This window comes from Microbacterium resistens (genome assembly GCF_021172025.1).
Taxonomy (GTDB): domain Bacteria; phylum Actinomycetota; class Actinomycetes; order Actinomycetales; family Microbacteriaceae; genus Microbacterium; species Microbacterium resistens.
On the sequence record NZ_CP082781.1, the window covers coordinates 488,302 to 505,106 of the forward strand.

Annotated in this window: 17 protein-coding genes; 11 read left to right on the forward strand and 6 right to left on the reverse strand. The window is 72.3% G+C overall.

The window, feature by feature from the left end; genetic code table 11:
* Nucleotides 1-29: 29 nt before the first annotated feature.
* From K8F61_RS02290 to K8F61_RS02300, 3 genes are read right to left on the reverse strand one after another with little or no spacing between them, the layout of a single operon-like run.
* Complete coding sequence (locus K8F61_RS02290) at nt 30-3,428, reverse strand: error-prone DNA polymerase (protein WP_231820562.1); 3,399 nt, start codon at nt 3,426-3,428, stop codon at nt 30-32.
* Entirely contained in the window at nt 3,428-4,975 is a 1,548-nt protein-coding gene (locus tag K8F61_RS02295; protein ID WP_231820563.1) for a Y-family DNA polymerase, read from the reverse strand. Before K8F61_RS02295 ends, K8F61_RS02290 begins: the two co-directional genes overlap by 1 nt.
* Nucleotides 4,972-5,793: a hypothetical protein gene (locus K8F61_RS02300; protein WP_231820564.1), complete on the reverse strand. Its 822-nt coding sequence runs from the start codon at nt 5,791-5,793 to the stop codon at nt 4,972-4,974. The genes K8F61_RS02295 and K8F61_RS02300 overlap by 4 nt, the downstream gene beginning before the upstream one ends.
* A gap of 124 nt (nt 5,794-5,917) precedes the next feature.
* Between K8F61_RS02300 and K8F61_RS02305 the strand changes: the two genes are divergently transcribed.
* Nucleotides 5,918-6,208, forward strand: a complete 291-nt coding sequence (locus tag K8F61_RS02305; RefSeq protein ID WP_067243465.1) for a DUF1905 domain-containing protein — start codon at nt 5,918-5,920, stop codon at nt 6,206-6,208.
* 48 nt (nt 6,209-6,256) lie between these two features.
* A complete protein-coding gene (locus K8F61_RS02310) occupies nt 6,257-6,904 on the forward strand; it encodes a UdgX family uracil-DNA binding protein (RefSeq protein ID WP_231820565.1) in 648 nt (215 codons plus the stop codon).
* 13 nt (nt 6,905-6,917) lie between these two features.
* Here K8F61_RS02310 and K8F61_RS02315 read toward each other — a convergent pair whose 3' ends face one another.
* A complete protein-coding gene (locus K8F61_RS02315; protein WP_231820566.1) occupies nt 6,918-7,805 on the reverse strand; it encodes a DUF72 domain-containing protein in 888 nt (295 codons plus the stop codon).
* 136 nt (nt 7,806-7,941) lie between these two features.
* Between K8F61_RS02315 and K8F61_RS02320 the strand changes: the two genes are divergently transcribed.
* From K8F61_RS02320 to K8F61_RS02345, 6 genes are all read left to right on the forward strand, one after another.
* A complete protein-coding gene (locus tag K8F61_RS02320; RefSeq protein ID WP_231820567.1) occupies nt 7,942-8,409 on the forward strand; it encodes a prepilin peptidase in 468 nt (155 codons plus the stop codon).
* 145 nt (nt 8,410-8,554) lie between these two features.
* Nucleotides 8,555-8,770, forward strand: coding sequence for a response regulator (locus K8F61_RS02325; protein WP_067243469.1), 216 nt, complete (start codon nt 8,555-8,557; stop codon nt 8,768-8,770).
* On the forward strand, nt 8,763-9,377 hold the full coding sequence (locus tag K8F61_RS02330) for a CYTH domain-containing protein (protein ID WP_067243470.1): 615 nt from the start codon (nt 8,763-8,765) through the stop codon (nt 9,375-9,377). The genes K8F61_RS02325 and K8F61_RS02330 overlap by 8 nt, the downstream gene beginning before the upstream one ends.
* A gap of 55 nt (nt 9,378-9,432) precedes the next feature.
* Nucleotides 9,433-10,596: a type III polyketide synthase gene (locus K8F61_RS02335; RefSeq protein ID WP_231820568.1), complete on the forward strand. Its 1,164-nt coding sequence runs from the start codon at nt 9,433-9,435 to the stop codon at nt 10,594-10,596.
* Nucleotides 10,586-11,308, forward strand: coding sequence for a methyltransferase domain-containing protein (locus tag K8F61_RS02340; protein ID WP_231820569.1), 723 nt, complete (start codon nt 10,586-10,588; stop codon nt 11,306-11,308). The genes K8F61_RS02335 and K8F61_RS02340 overlap by 11 nt, the downstream gene beginning before the upstream one ends.
* Entirely contained in the window at nt 11,298-12,431 is a 1,134-nt protein-coding gene (locus K8F61_RS02345; protein WP_231820570.1) for an FAD-dependent oxidoreductase, read from the forward strand. Before K8F61_RS02340 ends, K8F61_RS02345 begins: the two co-directional genes overlap by 11 nt.
* A gap of 112 nt (nt 12,432-12,543) precedes the next feature.
* On the opposite strand, the gene lpdA is transcribed toward K8F61_RS02345, so the two are convergent.
* Complete coding sequence (gene lpdA, locus K8F61_RS02350; protein ID WP_231820571.1) at nt 12,544-13,941, reverse strand: dihydrolipoyl dehydrogenase; 1,398 nt, start codon at nt 13,939-13,941, stop codon at nt 12,544-12,546.
* A gap of 92 nt (nt 13,942-14,033) precedes the next feature.
* Here lpdA and K8F61_RS02355 point away from each other — a divergent pair, with 92 nt between their 5' ends.
* The 3 genes from K8F61_RS02355 to K8F61_RS02365 all read left to right on the forward strand — a co-directional run bounded on the left by K8F61_RS02355 (nt 14,034) and on the right by K8F61_RS02365 (nt 15,850).
* Nucleotides 14,034-14,516 carry an FHA domain-containing protein gene (locus tag K8F61_RS02355; protein WP_084344371.1) on the forward strand — a complete coding sequence of 161 codons (483 nt, stop codon included), beginning with the start codon at nt 14,034-14,036 and terminating at the stop codon, nt 14,514-14,516.
* On the forward strand, nt 14,516-15,202 hold the full coding sequence (gene ftsR, locus K8F61_RS02360; protein ID WP_219084537.1) for a transcriptional regulator FtsR: 687 nt from the start codon (nt 14,516-14,518) through the stop codon (nt 15,200-15,202). Before K8F61_RS02355 ends, ftsR begins: the two co-directional genes overlap by 1 nt.
* Before the next feature lie 102 nt (nt 15,203-15,304).
* Complete coding sequence (locus tag K8F61_RS02365; RefSeq protein WP_067243478.1) at nt 15,305-15,850, forward strand: MerR family transcriptional regulator; 546 nt, start codon at nt 15,305-15,307, stop codon at nt 15,848-15,850.
* A 77-nt stretch (nt 15,851-15,927) separates the two neighbouring features.
* Here K8F61_RS02365 and K8F61_RS02370 read toward each other — a convergent pair whose 3' ends face one another.
* On the reverse strand, nt 15,928-16,737 hold the full coding sequence (locus K8F61_RS02370; protein WP_067243479.1) for a ParA family protein: 810 nt from the start codon (nt 16,735-16,737) through the stop codon (nt 15,928-15,930).
* Nucleotides 16,738-16,805 lie beyond the last annotated feature (68 nt).

Consider the following 16,805-nt stretch of genomic DNA (forward strand, 5'->3'; position numbering starts at 1 on the left):
CCCGACGCGGGCCATCGGTCGGAGGGCCGTCATTGGAAGTCCCGTGACCGATGGACCACGCCGACACGGAGATCCTCGAAGGCGTCCGCGAGCACGTTGATCACTCCCTCCGGGGAACGCTCCAGGATTCCTCGGACGATGAGGGCCGGGGACTCCCGGGCGATGCGTCGGTACCGCGTCCACACGCCCTGGGAGCAGATGACGTTGACGAGTCCGTGCTCGTCCTCGAGGTTCAGGAAGGTCATCCCGCCCGCGGTCGCCGGTCGCTGACGGTGGGTGACCAGCCCCGCCACCTCGATGCGACGGCCCGTCTCGTGGGTGCGGAGCTGGTCGGAGGAGAGCACACCGCGCTCGTCGAGCCCGACCCGGAAATGCGCCATCGGATGATCGTCGGTGGACACCCCGGTCGCCCAGAGGTCGGCGGCCAGGATCTCATGGCTGGTCTGATCCGGGAACAGGGGCGGCTGCACCGCCACGGAGCTGCCGGGAAGATAGCGCGCCCGGTCCTGGGCCGCGGAGCCGGCCATCCAGATCGCCTCGCGCCGCGTCAGCCCCAGCCCCTCGACGGCGCCCGCCGTGGCCAGCGCCTCCACCTGGGCCGCCGTCACGTCCGTCCGGCGCACCAGATCGTTCAGGTCCCGGAACGGGCCGTGCGCGTCGCGGTCGGCGACGATGCGCTCGGCGGTCTTGGCGCCGATCCCGGTGATGCCCGACAGGCCGAGCCTCACCGCGAACGCCCCGTCACGGCGGTGGGCGGCGCTGTCGTCGGGGAGGGAGCGGTCGAAGGTCTGCGCGGGAGCCGGCTGCCTCCGGTGCGTGCACTCCTCACGGCCGGTCGGCCCGAGGGGCGCGCGAGCCTCGTCCTCCCGCGGTTCCAGCGTCTCCGTCGCCGCGGAGCGGTGCAGATCCGGGCGGCGGACCTCGACGCCGTGCCGCCGGGCGTCCGCGGTGAGGGTGGACGCGGAGTAGAAGCCCATCGGCTGCGAGCGGAGCAGCCCCGCCAGGAACGCCGCGGGGTAGTGCAGCTTGATCCAGGAGCTGGCGTAGACGAGCAGCGCGAAGGACAGGGAGTGCGACTCCGCGAACCCGAAGTTCGAGAAGGCCTGGATCTGGGCGTAGATGCGATCCGCGCTCTGCGGGTCCAGCCCATGCGCGCGCATCCCCTCGTACAGGCTCTCGCGGATGCTGTCGATCCGCTCCAGCCCCCGCTTGGAGCCCATCGCCCGGCGCAGGGTGTCCGCCTCGTCCGCCGTGCAGTTGCCCAGTGTGGTCGCCATCTGGATGAGCTGCTCCTGGAAGACGGGGATGCCCAGGGTGCGCTCCAGCACGGGCTTCAGCAGCGGGTGCGGGTAGGTGACCGGATCCTGCCCCAGCTTGCGGCGGACGAAGGGGTGCACGGCGCCGCCCTGGATGGGACCGGGGCGGATGAGGGCGATCTGGATCGCGAGGTCGTAGAACGCCCGCGGCTGCAGTCGCGGCAGCAGCCCCATCTGCGCACGGGACTCCACCTGGAAGACCCCGATCGTGTCGGCGCGGCACAGCATGTCGTAGACGGCCGCCTCCTCCTTGGGGAGGGTCTCCAGGGACCACCTCTCCCCGGTGGCGTCGGCGATCAGATCGAAGCAGTGCTGCAGGGCGGCGAGCATGCCGAGGCCCAGCAGGTCGAACTTGACCAGCCCCATCCACGCCGCGTCGTCCTTGTCCCACTGGATGACGGTGCGGTTCTCCATGCGGGCGTGCTCGACCGGGACGACCTCGCCCACGGGCCGCTGGGTGAGCACCATGCCTCCGGAGTGGATGCCCAGATGACGGGGGGCCTTGAGCAGCTCGGCGGCGTAGTCCACCACGGCCTCGGGGATGTCGTGGTCGTCGACGGGGGAGAGCTCCAGGCCCCAGCGCTCCACCTGACGGGACCAGGCGTCCTGCTGCCCGGGGGAGTAGCCCAGGGCCCGCGCCATGTCACGCACGGCGTTCTTGGGACGGTACTGGATGACGTTCGCCACCTGCGCGGCGCTCTCACGGCCGTACTCCTCGTACACCCACTGGATGATCTCCTCCCGGCGGCGGGCGTCGAAGTCCACGTCGATGTCGGGCTCCTCCGTGCGCGTCGTGGCGAGGAAGCGCTCGAAGGGGAGCCCGTAGCCGATGGGGTCCACCGCGGTGATGCCGAGGAGGTAGCAGACCGCGCTCGCCGCCGCGGACCCGCGTCCCTGGCAGAGGATGCCGCGTCTCTTGGCCTCCGTCACGATGCCGTGCACGATGAGGAAGTAGCCCGGGAAGTCCTTCTCCTCGATGACGTCGAGCTCGCGCTCGATCCGCCGGCGGCCGGCGTCCGTCAGGTCCGGATACTTGTGCGGCACGGCCTTCCAGACGAGCTCTCGCAGATGGCTCATGGGCGTGTGGCCCGCCGGGACCCTCATCGTGGGCAGGGCGGGCTTCGCGCGGCGCAGCGGGAAGGCGCACTCCTCGGCGATCTCCAGACCCCGCGCGATCGCCCCCGGGTAGCGGGCGAAGCGTGCGGTCATCTCCGCCCCGGAGCGCAGATGCGCCGATCCGTGGGAGGGAAGCCACCCCTCCAGGTCCCGCATGCTGCGCGTGGCGCGCACCGCGGCGACCGCCTCCGCCAGCCGGGCGCGGTCGGGCACGGCGTAGTGGACGTTGTTCGTGGCCACGGTGGCGAGCCCGTGCTCGACCGCGAGCGTCGCCAGGGCGTCGTTGCGGCGCGTGTCCTGCGGATCGCCGTGGTCGATGAGCTCGACCACCACGCGATCGCTCCCGAACAGGTCGACGAGCCGGCGCAGCCCGCGTCGGGCCCCGTCGACCCCCTCCTGCTCCCATCCGCGTCGGACGGCGCCCTTGCGGCATCCGGTGAGCACCGTCCAGTGACCGCTCGAGGAGGCGACGAGGTCCTCCCATTCGTACCGGGGGCGGCCCTTCTGACCGCCGCGGAGCTGCGCCCGGGTGATCGCCGCGGAGAGCCGGTGGTATCCCTCCTCTCCGCGGGCGAGGACCAGCAGATGCTCGCCGGCCGGATCCGGCTCGCCGTTCTGGGGCGACGGCAGCCCCAGGGACAGCTCCGCGCCGAAGACCGTCTGCACGCTCGTGAGCTCCGCCGCCTCGGCGAACCGCGCCGCACCGTAGAAGCCGTCGTGGTCCGTGATCGCGAGGGCGGTGAGGCCCAGTCGTTCCGCCTCGGCGATGAGCTCGGCGGGCGACGACGCGCCGTCGAGGAACGAGAAGGAGGAGTGCGCGTGCAGCTCGGCGTAGGGCACCGCGTCGGTCGGGCGGACGATGTCGCCCAGGGAGACGGCGCCGCGCTTGTGCGTGCGGATCGGGGCGTCCGCGACGAGGGTGTCGCGCAGGGCGGGCTTGCCGCTGAGCGTCCGCTCCAACTCGCTCCACGACATCTCCGGGTTGTGCCAGCCCATCAGTGGTACCTCCCCTCGGCCCACCAGCCGTCGTCCGTGTGCAGCACGAGCCACGCGCGCTCGTGCTCGTCCACCAGCTGGAACCGCTCGCCGCGGACGCCGTCGGGCTGCCCTCGTCGGTCGCGGACCGGCCAGGGGCCCGCCCAGGACCGCACGGCATCCGCCTCGATCCGCGCGGGCGCCGCGCTCAGATTCCCGCGTTCGTCGACCCGGATCGCCGCTCCCGTCGTGTCCGCGACCGTGATCGGGCGGAGAGGGACGAACACCTCGGCGGGGAGGGGGTCGGGCAGGGTTCCGGGCCATGGCTGGTCCGGATCCCGTGCGAGCACGACCCGTTCGCCCCAGGGGGTGAGCTGCTGGCGGTCGGCGAGGCGTCGTCCGCCCGCCACCGCGGCGGTCAGCACTCCGTCGTGACCGAGGAGCGTCTGCACGCGGGACACCGCGTGGTGCAACCGCTCGTCGGTCCCGGAACCGAAGAGTCCTGGCTGATGGTGCGCGGCGTCGTCGACGGCGATCGGGGTGATCCGGACACGGGCGATCCCGCGGAACAGACGGGTGTCCTCGGCGGTTGCGGGCGGGGCGTCGCCGGTGAGCGCCTCCAGCTGCCAGCGCACGCGGTCCACGAGGTCGGGTGCTTCGAAGCAGGTGGGGTGCAGCCAGGTGCGGGAGTGGACGCCGTCGTCGTCATCGGTCAGATCGATCCGCACCTCCGTGCTCACGAGCGAGGCCTCGGCCAGGGCGAGGATCACCTCGTCGGCGGTGCGACGGATCGCGAAGGCGATCTGATCGGACTGGGTCAGCGGCGTCTCGAACTCGGTCTCCGCGGCGAGCTCGGGATCCGGGGCGCGGGAGACGACCGGACGGGAGTCGGCTCCGCGGGCCAGCGCGTGCAGCCGTGCGCCGTGCTCGCCGAACCGATCGCGCACGTCGAGGGGGCCGAGGGTCGCGAAGTCGCCGAGCGTGCGCACTCCGAGTCGTCCCAGCAGCATCACCAGATCGGGGTCGGGGAGGACACGGGCGGAGAGGGGCGCGAGGAAGGCGGCGGAGGCCCCCGGCGGGACGAGGAGGTGCCCGGGAGGGGACGGCGCCCGGCGCGCAGCGTGCTCCGCGGTGAACGGCCCGTCGGCGATGCCGATCCGCACCTCGCCGAACCCCTTCGTCGCCAGCGCCGCGGAGAGCGCGCTCGCCGCGGCCTCCTCTCCGCCGTGGTAGCGGGCGACCCCCCGGGAGCGCAGCACCGCGATGCCGGGGCGCAGCATCTGGACGCCGGGGGCCTGCTCCTCGATCGCCCGCAGCACGGGGAGGAAGGCGCGTTCGTCCCGCTCCGGATCTGCGGGGATCAGCCGCAGGGCGGGGTCGAGCCCCTGGGCCTCCCTGCGCCGCTGCCCCGCGCGCACCCCCTGCGCCCGGGCCGGGGCGGTGCAGGCGAGCACGGCACCGGCGCGAAGGATCGCGGCGGACGGATGCGGAGGGGCGCCCAGAGCGGCGCGCAGCGGCCAGTCGGGGAACCACAGCACGAGCACGCGGGCGGGGGAGGCGGCGTTCATCCGGCCTCCGCCCAGTGCTCCGGAGCGAGGGGGACGTCGTGCGCGGACCCGGCCGGCACGGGGGCCTCGGCCGCGGGACGGCCCCGGTGCGGCGGGCGGGGCATCGGCACCGGCGTGGGGAGGGTCCCGTGCGCGGGGAGGGTCTCGACGGTCTCGATGGTGCCGTGCGCGCCCGGAAGCCGCACGCGGACGCTCTGCGGCACGGGGGAGCGGCGGGTCTGCGCGGTGATCGTGACCTCGCAGTCCTCCAGCAGACCCCACCCCTCGCCGAGGCCGTGCCATCGGGGATCCTGGACCCGGATGCTGCCCTCGCTCTGCGGCCAGGGCGTCGAGGACACGACGAGGAGGGTGCACCCGCGATCGCGCAGGCGGGCCGTGAGCCGGGAGACCTCGGCCTCGCGCACCCGCGAGGCCGGGCGGACCGCGATGAGGGGGACGACCTCGGAGAGGGCGGAGGCGACGGTGAGCCAGCGGGGGCCCGGGTCGGGGACGAGGAGCAGCCGGTCGAGGTCCACGCCGTGCCGGGCCAGAGCCTCCACACCCAGCGTGGGCATGCCGACGGCCGCGCACCAGGAGCCGCGGCCGGAGGCGGTCGAGAGCAGGGCGGCGACGAGGCCGGGGGAGGAGGACAGGGTGTACGTCGTTCCCACCTGGAGCCCGCCCTCCGGCAGCAGGGGCTGCAGGGCGGAGGGGACGGGGATCAGGGGGAGGTCGCTGCGGCGACGCTGCATCCGGCTGATCTCGCGCTGCAGGCGCAGGATCTCTCCGGCACGGGAGTCCGTGGCCGGTCCGATCGCGGTGCGCAGTGCGTTCCCCATGCATCCATCCTCGAAAATCTCTTCGAATATTTCAAGCCGTGAAGGAGACGGTAACTCGTACATCGGACATCGGCCCGTGCGCCGCGGAACCGGCCCTGTCCGAGGCCGTGGCTACTCTGAGCGGATGCGGATCGAGTTCGAGAGCGATGTCCTGCGGTGGAGCGCACGGGTGGATTCGTGGTACTTCGCGACCGTCCCGGAGGAGCTGTCCGCAGACATTCGCGAGCTCCCCGCGCCGTCGCGCGGCTTCGGCTCGCTCCGGGTGCACGCACGGATCGGCGCGACGAGCTGGCGGACCTCGATCTTCTTCTCCGGCGGTTCCTACTCCCTGCCGATCAAGCGCGCGGTCCGCGACGCGGAGGGCGTGGCGGAGGGGGACACGGTCCTGGTCGACCTGGAGATCCTGGATCTCTGACGTGTCGAGGGCGTTGACCGCGTGTCCTCCCGGGAGTAGACAACCGGGATGCGGCAGGCGGACAGGGACGGGAACGGCGGTGCCCGGCGGTGGGTTCCCGAGGGCGGCGGCATCGATGAGCTGCGGCGGGAGGCGCCGGGCTGTCGCGGCTGCGAGCTGTGGCGGGATGCGACGCAGGTCGTCTTCTCGCGCGGCTCGGCCCGTGCGCGGCTGATGTTGGTGGGAGAACAGCCGGGGGACCGGGAGGATCTCGCTGGCGAGCCCTTCGTCGGGCCCGCCGGCCGGGTTCTGGACGACGCGATCGAGGAGGCCGGGATCGACTCGCGGTCTCTCTACCTCACGAACGCGGTCAAGCACTTCCGGTTCGAGCGCCGCGGCAAGCGCCGGATCCACGAGAAGCCCGCCGTCGGGCACATCACGGCCTGCCGCCCCTGGCTGGAGGCGGAGATCGCCGCCGTCCGGCCATCGGCGATCCTCGCGCTCGGCGCCACCGGGGCCAGGGCGGTGCTGGGACGCAGCGTCCGCATCGGAGAGGTCCGCGGCCAGGTCCTGGAAGCTGCGGACGACCCGGCGATCCCCGTGGTGGTGACGGTGCACCCGGCGAGCCTCCTGCGCCGCAGGGACGCCGAGGAGCGTCGGGCGGCCTTCCGCTCCTTCGTGGCCGACCTGCGCAGGGCGGACGAGCTCGCGGATTGACCCCTGCCGCCGGTCACCGGGTCGTGTCGGCAGGCTCCGGTCGATCGCCCACGAGCCGGGCCAGAGCGAGCGCGTCGTGCGGTGCGTGGCCCCGCGCGTCGTTGTCGAAGTAGACGAAGACCTCGCGTCCGCCCTCGCCCGCGCCTCCGGCCCACCCTTGCGTGAGGTCGGCCCACTCCCGAAGCTCGGCATCCCGATACCCGCTGTGGTAGAGCTCGCGGGCGCCGTGCAGTCGGACGTAGCCGAAGTCGGCCGTGAGGGCGTCGAAGCGCGGCCAGCGCCCCGCGGTGTCGGCGAGGGCGAAGGCGACGCCATGGCGGCGCAGCAGATCGGCGCAGCGCGGGTCGTGGAAGCTGGGCGAGCGCGGTTCGAGCGCGTGGCGCAGCGGTGCGTCGGGGACCGTGCCCAGCCAGGTCCGCCCGTCGAGGCGGGCGTCGTGCCGCCGGGCGAGGGCGACGGCCTCGTGCGTGCTGCGCGGCAGCGCGCGCAGGAACGCATCGAGGATCTCGGGGTCGAAGACCTGCCGTTGCGGAAGCTGCCAGAGGAACGGGCCGAGCCGTTCCCCCAGTGCCAGCGGTCCGGAGGCGAAGAAGTTGGCCAGAGCCGTATCGGCGTCCCGGAGACGCAGCATGTGGGTGATGTAGCGCGACCCCTTGACGGCGAAGAGGAAACCCTCCGGCACGCTGTCGCGCCACCGCAGATAGCTGTCGGGGCGCTGCAGCGAGTAGAACGACCCGTTCAGCTCGACGGTGGAGAAGCGCTCGCCGATGTAGGCCAGCTCCCGGCGCTGAGGCATCCCCGCCGGATAGAAGTCGCCCCGCCACCGCGGATACCGCCAGCCGGAGACGCCCACGCGGATGCGCCCGGCCGCATGCGGTCCGCCCCGTCCGGTGTCCGTCATTCCGCCCCTTCCTCCCGGCGACGCTAAGGGCTCCGCATCCCGGCGAGCAGTGGATTGACCTTCCCGCACCGGGGCGCTAGCGGGAGTTCTCCACAGGGCCGCCGCGTCGCTGCGGCGGTTCTCCTAGCCTGCACGGATGGACTCCCACGCCCTGATCGTCGTCCTCGTGCACCTTGCGCTGCTCGGCGTCGCCGCGCGCCTGCTCGTCGTGGACATCCAGGAGCATCGGCTGCCCGACCGCCTCGTGCTGCCGACGTTGGCCGGTGTGCTCGCGGCAGTGATCCTCGAGGCGGTACTGACGCCCGAGGCGCGGGCGGAGCGGGCCGCGGCCGGGATGCTCCTGCTGGGCGGGTTCTACGGTGCGCTGCGGATACTGAGCCGCGAGGGCATGGGCGGGGGCGATGTGAAGCTCGGCGCCGTCATCGGGCTGGTCCTCGGCTGGCACGGCTGGGACGCGCTGGTCGTCGGCGGCGCCGCGGCCTTCGTGCTCGGGGCCGGGCATGCGCTGGTCCTGATGGCGAGCGGCCGGGCCGACCGCTCCACCCACATCGCCTTCGGCCCCTGGATGATCCTCGGCGCCGTCCTGGGCATCGGCGTCGGATGAGGCGCAGCCCGTTCCGCGGTGAACGTCGGTCGTGAGGGGGACTTCGACCTACGGCGCTCGCCCAGTGCGGTCGCCGGCGAGCCGAAACGCGCGGATCCGTCCAGAGGAGGTCATACATGTCGAGGAGGAGGGCTATGGTGAGCAGATGGCACTCGCACGACTCCACGGCGGCCCGCTCGACGGGCAGATCCTCCCGCTCGACGACGTCGAACGGGATGCGTTGATCGTCCCCTACAGCGAGACGCAGATCATTTACCGGCGCGGTTCCGAGCCGACCCACACCGGCCAGGGCGACGGCCCCACCGAGGTCGGCTTCTGGTACACCGAGTCCGAGGGCGACATCTCGCCCGGCGATGACTGAGCCGCAGCGCACGGTCGAGGTCGAGCGGACCTACGACGTCGACGCGGACACGCCCCTGCCGGACTGGTCCGGGGTGCCCGGTGTCCTCGAGGTGGGCGCCGGTGAGCGCCGGGCCCTGGATGCGCGCTACCTGGACACGGCCGACGCCGCCCTCGCGCGGGCCGGAGTCGCCGTGCGCCGCCGGACCGGCGGCCCCGACGAGGGATGGCATGTCAAGGGTCCCCGCGACGGCGACGCGCGGATCGAGCTCGGCTGGCCGCTCGGCGAGAACGAGGAGCCGCCGTCCGCGGTCCGCGAGGCGCTGACCCGGTGGACGTCCGAGCCCCTTCTGCCCTTCGCCCGGATCGAGAACAGCCGGACCGCCTACCAGCTCCGTGGCGCGGAGGGCGTGGTGGCCGAGTTCGTCGACGATCGCGTCCGCGCGACGGACGTCCGCGGCGGCGTCGAGCGCTCCTGGCGTGAGTGGGAGGTCGAGCTGGGACCGGCCGGCCCGACGGACCCGGCCGCGCGCACGGCCTTCTTTGCCGCCGTCGAGCGCGCCGTGCATGCGGCGGGCGGACGAGCGGCGTCCTCGGATTCGAAGCTCGCACGCGCGTTGGGCCACTGAGCCCGGTTCCGCAACCCCCCTGTCGCGGCCCCCGCGGGCGTGCTTGAGTGTCCCCATGAGCCGCCCCGCCGTGCTGCGTTCCCTGCGGACGATCGTGCCGCACACGATCCTGAAGCAAGAGGAGGTCCGGGACGTCTTCGCCGCCCAACCCGACGTGAGCCGACTCGCGAAGCGAATCGTGACGGCGTCGTTCGACGGGTCCGGGATCGAGACCCGGCACACCGTGCTCGACGAGCTGTCGACGGAGAGCGGAGAGCCGACGCCGCTCTTCTACGACCGGGCGTCGGGCGCGCTCCTGTCGCCGGGGACGATGGTTCGCAACGACATCTACGCGCGCGAGGCGCGCGTGCTCTTCGTCGCGGCCGCGCAGGCCGCGCTGGATGCGGACCCGGACATTGAGGCGGGGGACGTGACGCACGTGGTCACCGTGTCCTGCACCGGGTTCCACGCACCCGGCCCGGACTACGAGATCGTCCGGGCCCTGGGACTGGGGGATCACGTCCAGCGCTATCACCTCGGGTTCATGGGCTGCTATGCATCCATTCCGGCGCTGCGCGCGGCGGCCCAGTTCTGTGCGGCGGACCCGGAGGCGGTCGTGCTCGTGGTCAGCGTCGAGCTGTGCACCCTGCATCTGCGCTCCTCGTCGGATCCCGACACGATCGTCGCCTCGTCGCTGTTCGCCGACGGTGCGGCGGCAGGCATCGTGACCGCGCGCCCCTCGGAGGCCGGTCTGGCGGGGTTCCGGGTGGACGGATTCCATACCGCCCTGGTCCCGGAAGGCAAGAAGGACATGGCCTGGACGATCGGGGACACCGGGTTCGAGATGGTCCTCTCCACCGCCGTCCCGCAGCTCATCGGCGAGAACATCGAAGCGGCGCTGCGCCCGCTGTGGGCGAGGGACGCGGCGGTGGCCGAGGCCGCGGAACGAGATGGACTCGGGGCAGCGGTCACGCACTGGGCGATCCATCCGGGCGGGCGCAGCATCCTGGACCGGGTGCAGGAGCGGATGCGTCTGAGCGACCGCCAGCTCGGGCCCGCGAGGGAGACCCTCCGGCGCTACGGGAACATGTCCAGCGCGACTGTGCTGTTCGTCCTCCGTCGCATCCTGGAGGAGGAGGGCGCGCGAGACGGAGAGCGGACGATGGCGATGGCCTTCGGGCCGGGGCTGACGGCCGAGAGCGCCCTGTTCACGGTGGTCGCCGGCGCGCATGGGGCCTGACCTGTCCCGGCGTGCGATCGACGTGCGGGAGCGGATGGACGACCCGCACGCCGATCCGCGGGCTCTGGAGCGCACGTACGCGCTGTTCCCGCTCGTGAACGCCGTCGTGTCCGGGTGGCGGGGGCTCCATCGCCGCGAGATCCAGCCCCGCGCACGACGGGGGCCGATCCGCATCCTCGACGTCGGGTCCGGGGGCGGCGACCGGTGCCGCGCGATCGCGGCGCGCTTGCGTCGGGAGGGACTCGCGGCCGTCGTCACGGCTCTCGACCCGGACAGCCGGGCCACGGCCTGGGCGTCCGCGCACGACGACGGCGCCGGCGTGCAGTACCGCTGCGGCACGACCCGCGATCTCGTGCGGGAGGGGGACGCCTACGACGTGGTGCTGTCGAATCACCTCCTGCACCACCTCTCGACCGACGAGGTGCAGGATCTCCTCAACGACTCCCGACACCTGATCCGCGGCGGCGGCGTGGCGCTCCACCATGACATCGCCCGCAGTCGGGCCGCGTACGCGCTGTTCGCCGCCGCGACGCGTCCTCTGGAGGGCGGCGTCCTGTCGGGATCGTTCATCCGGGAGGACGGGCTTCTGAGCATCCGACGCTCCTACACGGCGGCCGAGCTGCGGGCGGTGGTCCCTCCCGGGTGGCACGTGCGGCGACGCCTCCCCGCCCGCCTGGAGCTGCGCACCGAGGCGGGACCCCGTGACCCATGACGTGATCGTCGTCGGGGCCGGGCCGGTGGGGCTTCTCCTGGCCCGGCTGCTCGCGCGCGACGGGGCGGACGTGCTCGTGTGCGAGCGCAGGCGCGGACCCGACGCCCGTTCCCGCGCGATCGGGATCCATCCTCCCGGCCTCGCCGCGTTGGACGCGGCGGGGTGCGGAGACGCCGTGCGGGCCGAGGCGCTCGCGTTGGACCGGGGCGAGGTGCACTCGCGCGGGCGGGTGCTCGCCGCGGTGTCGTTCGGCGGGCACCGGTCCGTGCTGACCCTGGCCCAGGAGCGCACCGACGCGGTGCTGCGCGATGGTCTGGCGTCGAGCGGCGTCGGGCTGCGCGAGGGATGCGAAGTGACCGCGGTGGCGGACACCGGCGCCGACGTCCGCGTGCGGCTGACCGATGCGGCGGGGGAGCGAGAGGAGTCCGCGGCGTTCCTGGTGGCCGCGGACGGGGTCCGCAGCGCCATCAGGGACGCGATGGGGACGAGGTGGCGACCACGGCGGGGCCGGGCCTGGTACGCGATGGTGGACGTGGCGGATCCGGCGCCGGACCGCGTGGCGCGGCTGCACTGCGAACCCGGAGGGCTCGTCGAGTCCTTCCCGCTTCCGGGCGGCCGTCGCCGCTGGGTCCTCCGGAGCCGCGGGGATCGGCCGGGGCCCACGGCCGCGTCGTTCCGGGACGAGGTCGCGCGCCGCCTCGGTGCGGCCCCGGCGATCCCGGAGGACGCCCGCCCCGCGGTGTTCCTGGCGGCTCAGCATCGCGCCGATCCGCTGTGGTCCGGTCGGATCGTCCTCCTGGGCGACGCCGCGCACGAGACGAGCCCGATCGGAGGGCAGGGGATGAACCTGGGCTGGGCCGACGCTCGCGCGCTCGCCCCCGTGCTTCTCGCCGCGCGGAGGCGCGGAACGGAGGACGCACGCCCGGCCGAGGGGCTCCGGGAGTACGCCCGGGCCCGGCAGCGGGCTGCGGTCCGGGCGCAGCGCCGCGCCGCGTTCTACATGGCCATGGGACGCCCGGTCTCCGGGATCGCCGTTCCCGCGCGGGAGACTCTTCTCCGGGTGCTCGGCTCGCCGCCGCTGCGTGAGCGGACGGCGGACCTCGTCACCATGCGCGGCGCCTGACCGATACCTCGCTCGACGCGAAACCCCCTTCCACCGACGAGACCCCCTCTCCGCCGCGCGTCCCAGAGGGGGTTTCGGCGGGGAGAGGGGGTCTCGAGTACCCGGCGGGAGCTCAGAGGTTGATCATGTGCCCGGCGAGGCCGTGGAACGCCTCCTGCAGCGCCTCCGACAGCGTCGGGTGCGTGTGCACGTTGCGGGCCGCCTCGAGCGCGGTCAGGTCCCACTTCTGGGCCAGGGTCAGCTCGGGCAGGAGCTCGGAGACGTCCGGCCCGATGAGGTGGCCGCCGATGAGCTCGAGGTGCTCGGCGTCGGCGATCAGCTTGACGAAGCCGACGGGCTCGCCGAGGCCGTTGGCCTTGCCGTTCGCGCTGAACGGGAACTTCGCGACCTTGATCTCGCGGCCTTCGGCCTTCGCCTGCTCCTCGGTGAGGCCGAAGCTGGCGACCTGGGGCTGGCAGAAGGTGGCGCGGGGCATCATGCGGTAGTCGCCGAGCGTCATGGTCTCGGCCTTGCCGATGGTCTCGGCGGCGACGACGGCCTGGGCCTCGGCCACGTGGGCCAGCTGCAGCTTCGCGGTCACGTCGCCGATGGCGTAGATGCCCTCGACGTTGGTGCGCATGTGGTCGTCGATGTCGATCGCCCCGCGCTCGGTCAGCGTCACGCCGGTGTTCTCCAGGCCGTAGCCCTCCACCCGCGGCGCGAACCCGACGGACATGAGCACCTTGCCGGCGGTGATCTCGCCGGGCTGGCCGTCGCGCGTCTCGTAGGTGACGTGCACCGAGGAGCCGTTGTCGGTGACGGTCTTCACCGCGGTCGAGGTGAGGATCTCGATGCCCAGCTTCTTGTACTGCTTCTGGATCTCCTTGGAGACCTCGGCGTCCTCGTTGGGGAGGGCGCGGTCGAGGAACTCGATGATCGTGACCTTCACGCCGTAGTTCGCCAGCACGTAGCCGAACTCCATGCCGATGGCGCCGGCGCCGACGATGACGATCGACTCGGGCAGGTCGCGCGTGAGGATCTGCTCCTCGAAGGTGACGACGTTGTCGCTGAGCTGGACGCCGGGCAGCAGGCGGACCGTCGAGCCGGTCGCGATGATGACGTTGTCGAACGTGACCTCTTCGGTCGTGCCGTCCGCCTTGGCGACCGAGATCGCCTTCGGGCCGGTGAAGGTGCCGCGTCCCTCGTACTCGGTGACCTTGTTCTTCTTCATCAGGAAGTGGATGCCCTTGACGTGCGTCTCCGCCACCTTCCGGCTGCGGTCGAACGCGGCGCCGAAGTCGAAGTGCACATCGCCGGAGATGCCGAAGAACTCGGCCTTGTGCGTGAAGGTGTGCGCGATCTCCGCGTTCTTCAGGAGCGACTTCGAGGGGATGCAGCCGACGTTGAGGCAGACACCGCCCCAGTACTTCTCCTCGATGATGGCGGTGGACAGTCCGAGCTGAGCGCTGCGGACGGCGGCGACGTAGCCGCCAGGGCCCGCGCCGAGGATGACGACATCGTAATGTGGCATGGCTCCAGCCTATCGCGGTGTCCCTCGCGCGGATCCGCCTCCCGCAGCGCCCTTCGCATCCGATAGTCTGGGGAGCCAGAGGGAGGACGATCGTGTCACAGAACGAGATCCCGGACGGCGCATCCGCCATCCGACGCGGTGCCGACGGACAGAACGACACCACGCAGACGTTCGGGCACGATTCCGATCTCTCCTTCGTGCCCTTCGCCGCCGAGCTGACCGAGGTCGAGCAGTCCGCGATCGCCGCGCTCCCTTCGGGGTCGGCGCTGCTGCTGGTCCGCTCGGGAGCCCTCGCCGGCGCCCGCTACCTCCTCGACACCGACGTGACGACGATCGGCCGTCACCCCGAGGCGGACATCTTCTTCGACGACGTCACGGTCTCGCGCCGTCACGCGGAGGTCATCCGCACGGGCACGGCGTTCGAGATCGTCGACCAGCGCTCCCTCAACGGGACCTATGTCAACGGGGAACGGGTCGATCGCAGCCCGCTCGGGAACGGCTTCGAGCTGCGCGTCGGCAAGTTCCGTCTGAACTTCTTCCTCTCGCCCGTCGACGTCGCGGTGGCGAACGACTGATGGCGTCGTCGTCCGCCCGTGAGCGCTCCGCGCCCACGGGCCTGCTGAGCATTGGTCAGGTGCTCGCACGGCTCGCCCCCGAGTTCCCGAAGCTGACCGCCAGCAAGCTGCGCTACCTCGAGAGCGAGGGCATCGTGTCCCCGGCCCGCACGGAGTCGGGCTACCGGAAGTTCTCGCCGTCGGATCTGGAGCGGCTGCGGCTGGCGCTCACGCTGCAGCGCGACCGCTACCTGCCGCTGGACGTCATCCGTGAGCACCTCGATGCGATGGACGCGGGCGGTGCGGCCTCCGGCGCCGAGCTGCCGGTCTCGATCGTGGCGAGTCCGCGCCGCTATCGCCGTGAGGAGCTCCTCGCGGCGACCGGCGCATCGACGCAGCTCCTCAATGACGCCATCTCCGGCGGCATGATCGCGCCGGCCGACACGTTCCCCGAGAACGCGGTGGCGCTGCTGCGAGCGCTCGTCGCCCTGGACCGCCACGGAATCGAGCCGCGTCATCTCCGGCCTCTCCGTCAGAGCGCGGAACGCGACGTCGCTCTCGTGCAGTCCGCGCTGACGACGCTGCTGCGTCGCACGGACGCCGCCTCGCGCGGAAAAGCGGGGGAGATCGCCCCCGAGTTGGCGGCCAGACTCGACGACGTCCGCACGATCCTCGTCAAGGACGCGCTGGCGCGGTTGCTGTCGTAACGAACTGGTTGCGACACACCTTCGCGCTGCGCCGGATGTCATTGTCCGGGGTCGGGCACTGCTCTAGCGTGGAGGTATCGACTTCTTGAGGAGGGGATGGGCATGAGCGCCGACGAGCGTCGTGACGATCCGTCATTCGGGGACGAGCTCCTCTTCACCGACGGTCTTCCCGCCATGGACGACGAGGTGGGCTACCGCGGCGCCGTCGCCGCGCGGGCGGCGGGGATCACCTACCGCCAGCTGGACTACTGGGCGCGCACGGAGCTCGTCGTCCCCACCGTCCGCAGCGCGAGCGGGTCCGGCTCGCAGCGCCTGTACGGCTTCCGGGACATCCTGGTGCTCAAGCTCGTGAAGAGCCTGCTGGACACCGGGATCTCGCTGCAGCAGATCCGCACGGCGGTGGAGCAGCTGCGCGCCGCGGGCATCCGCAACCTCTCCGGCACCACGCTCATGAGCGACGGTGCCTCGGTGTATCTCTGCACCTCGAACGACGAGGTGATCGACCTCGTCAGCCGCGGGCAGGGCGTCTTCGGCATCGCCGTCGGCAAGGTGCTGCGCGAGGTCGAGTCCACACTCGTGGCCTTCGATCCGGCGGTTCCCGATGCGGTCGACGAGCTCGCCGCGCGCCGCGCGCGCCGTACGGCCTGACCTCGGTCCTACTCCCGACGAGAAGAGCCGGTCCCGCGGGACCGGCTCTTCTGTGTTCCTGGCGGCGTTCGCGCCGGTCAGGGGCGCGTCGTCTCGGGCACGGGGATCCGGCCCGTACGGATGATGCGGTCCAGCAGCGTGTCGAAGTCCGCGGCGAGCTCCTGCGCCGAGTCGCCGGGCCAGATGTGCAGCGGCTTGGCCGCGCCCTGCGCCTGCTGCAGCGAGGTGCGCTCGGGAAGCTGGGGGCTGAGCACGAGGGGGCCGAACATGTCGCGCAGCTCCTTGATGCGGAACTGGTGCTCGATGGACTGCGGACGCACGCGGTTCACGACGATGCCCAGCGGCTGCAGCCGGGGGGAGAGCCCTCGCCGGATCTCCTCGATCGCGCGCAGGGCGCGGTCCGCGGCGGCCACCGAGAACAGACCCGGCTCGGTGACGACCATGACCCGGTCGCTCGCGGCCCAGGCGGTGCGGGTCAGCGCGTTCAGCGACGGGGCGCAGTCGATGAGCACGAGGTCGTAGTCGGCCTCGACGGACGCGAGGGCCTCCTCGAGCTTCCACACGTCGCGCACGCTCGGGTGCGGACCGTCGTAGTTGATCGCCGAGGGGCTCCCGATGAGGACGTCGATGGTCCCCGGGTGCACCTTCGCCCATCCGCTGGACGTGATCGCCTGGCGGACGACCTTCTCCTTGGGGTTGGCCAGGACGTCGGCGATGTTGAGCCGGCCGGCGACCTGGATGTCCATCCCGGTGGACACGTCGGACTGCGGGTCGAGGTCGACGACGAGGGTGCGGATGCCGCGGGCGAAGGCCGCCGAGGCGAGTCCGAGGGTCACCGTCGTCTTGCCGACGCCTCCCTTGAGAGAGCTGACGCTGAGTACGTGCACGGAGACCACGTTACCGTCCCCTAGGCTGGGGAAACACTCAGCCCCGCCCATGCGCGCGCTTTCCGCGC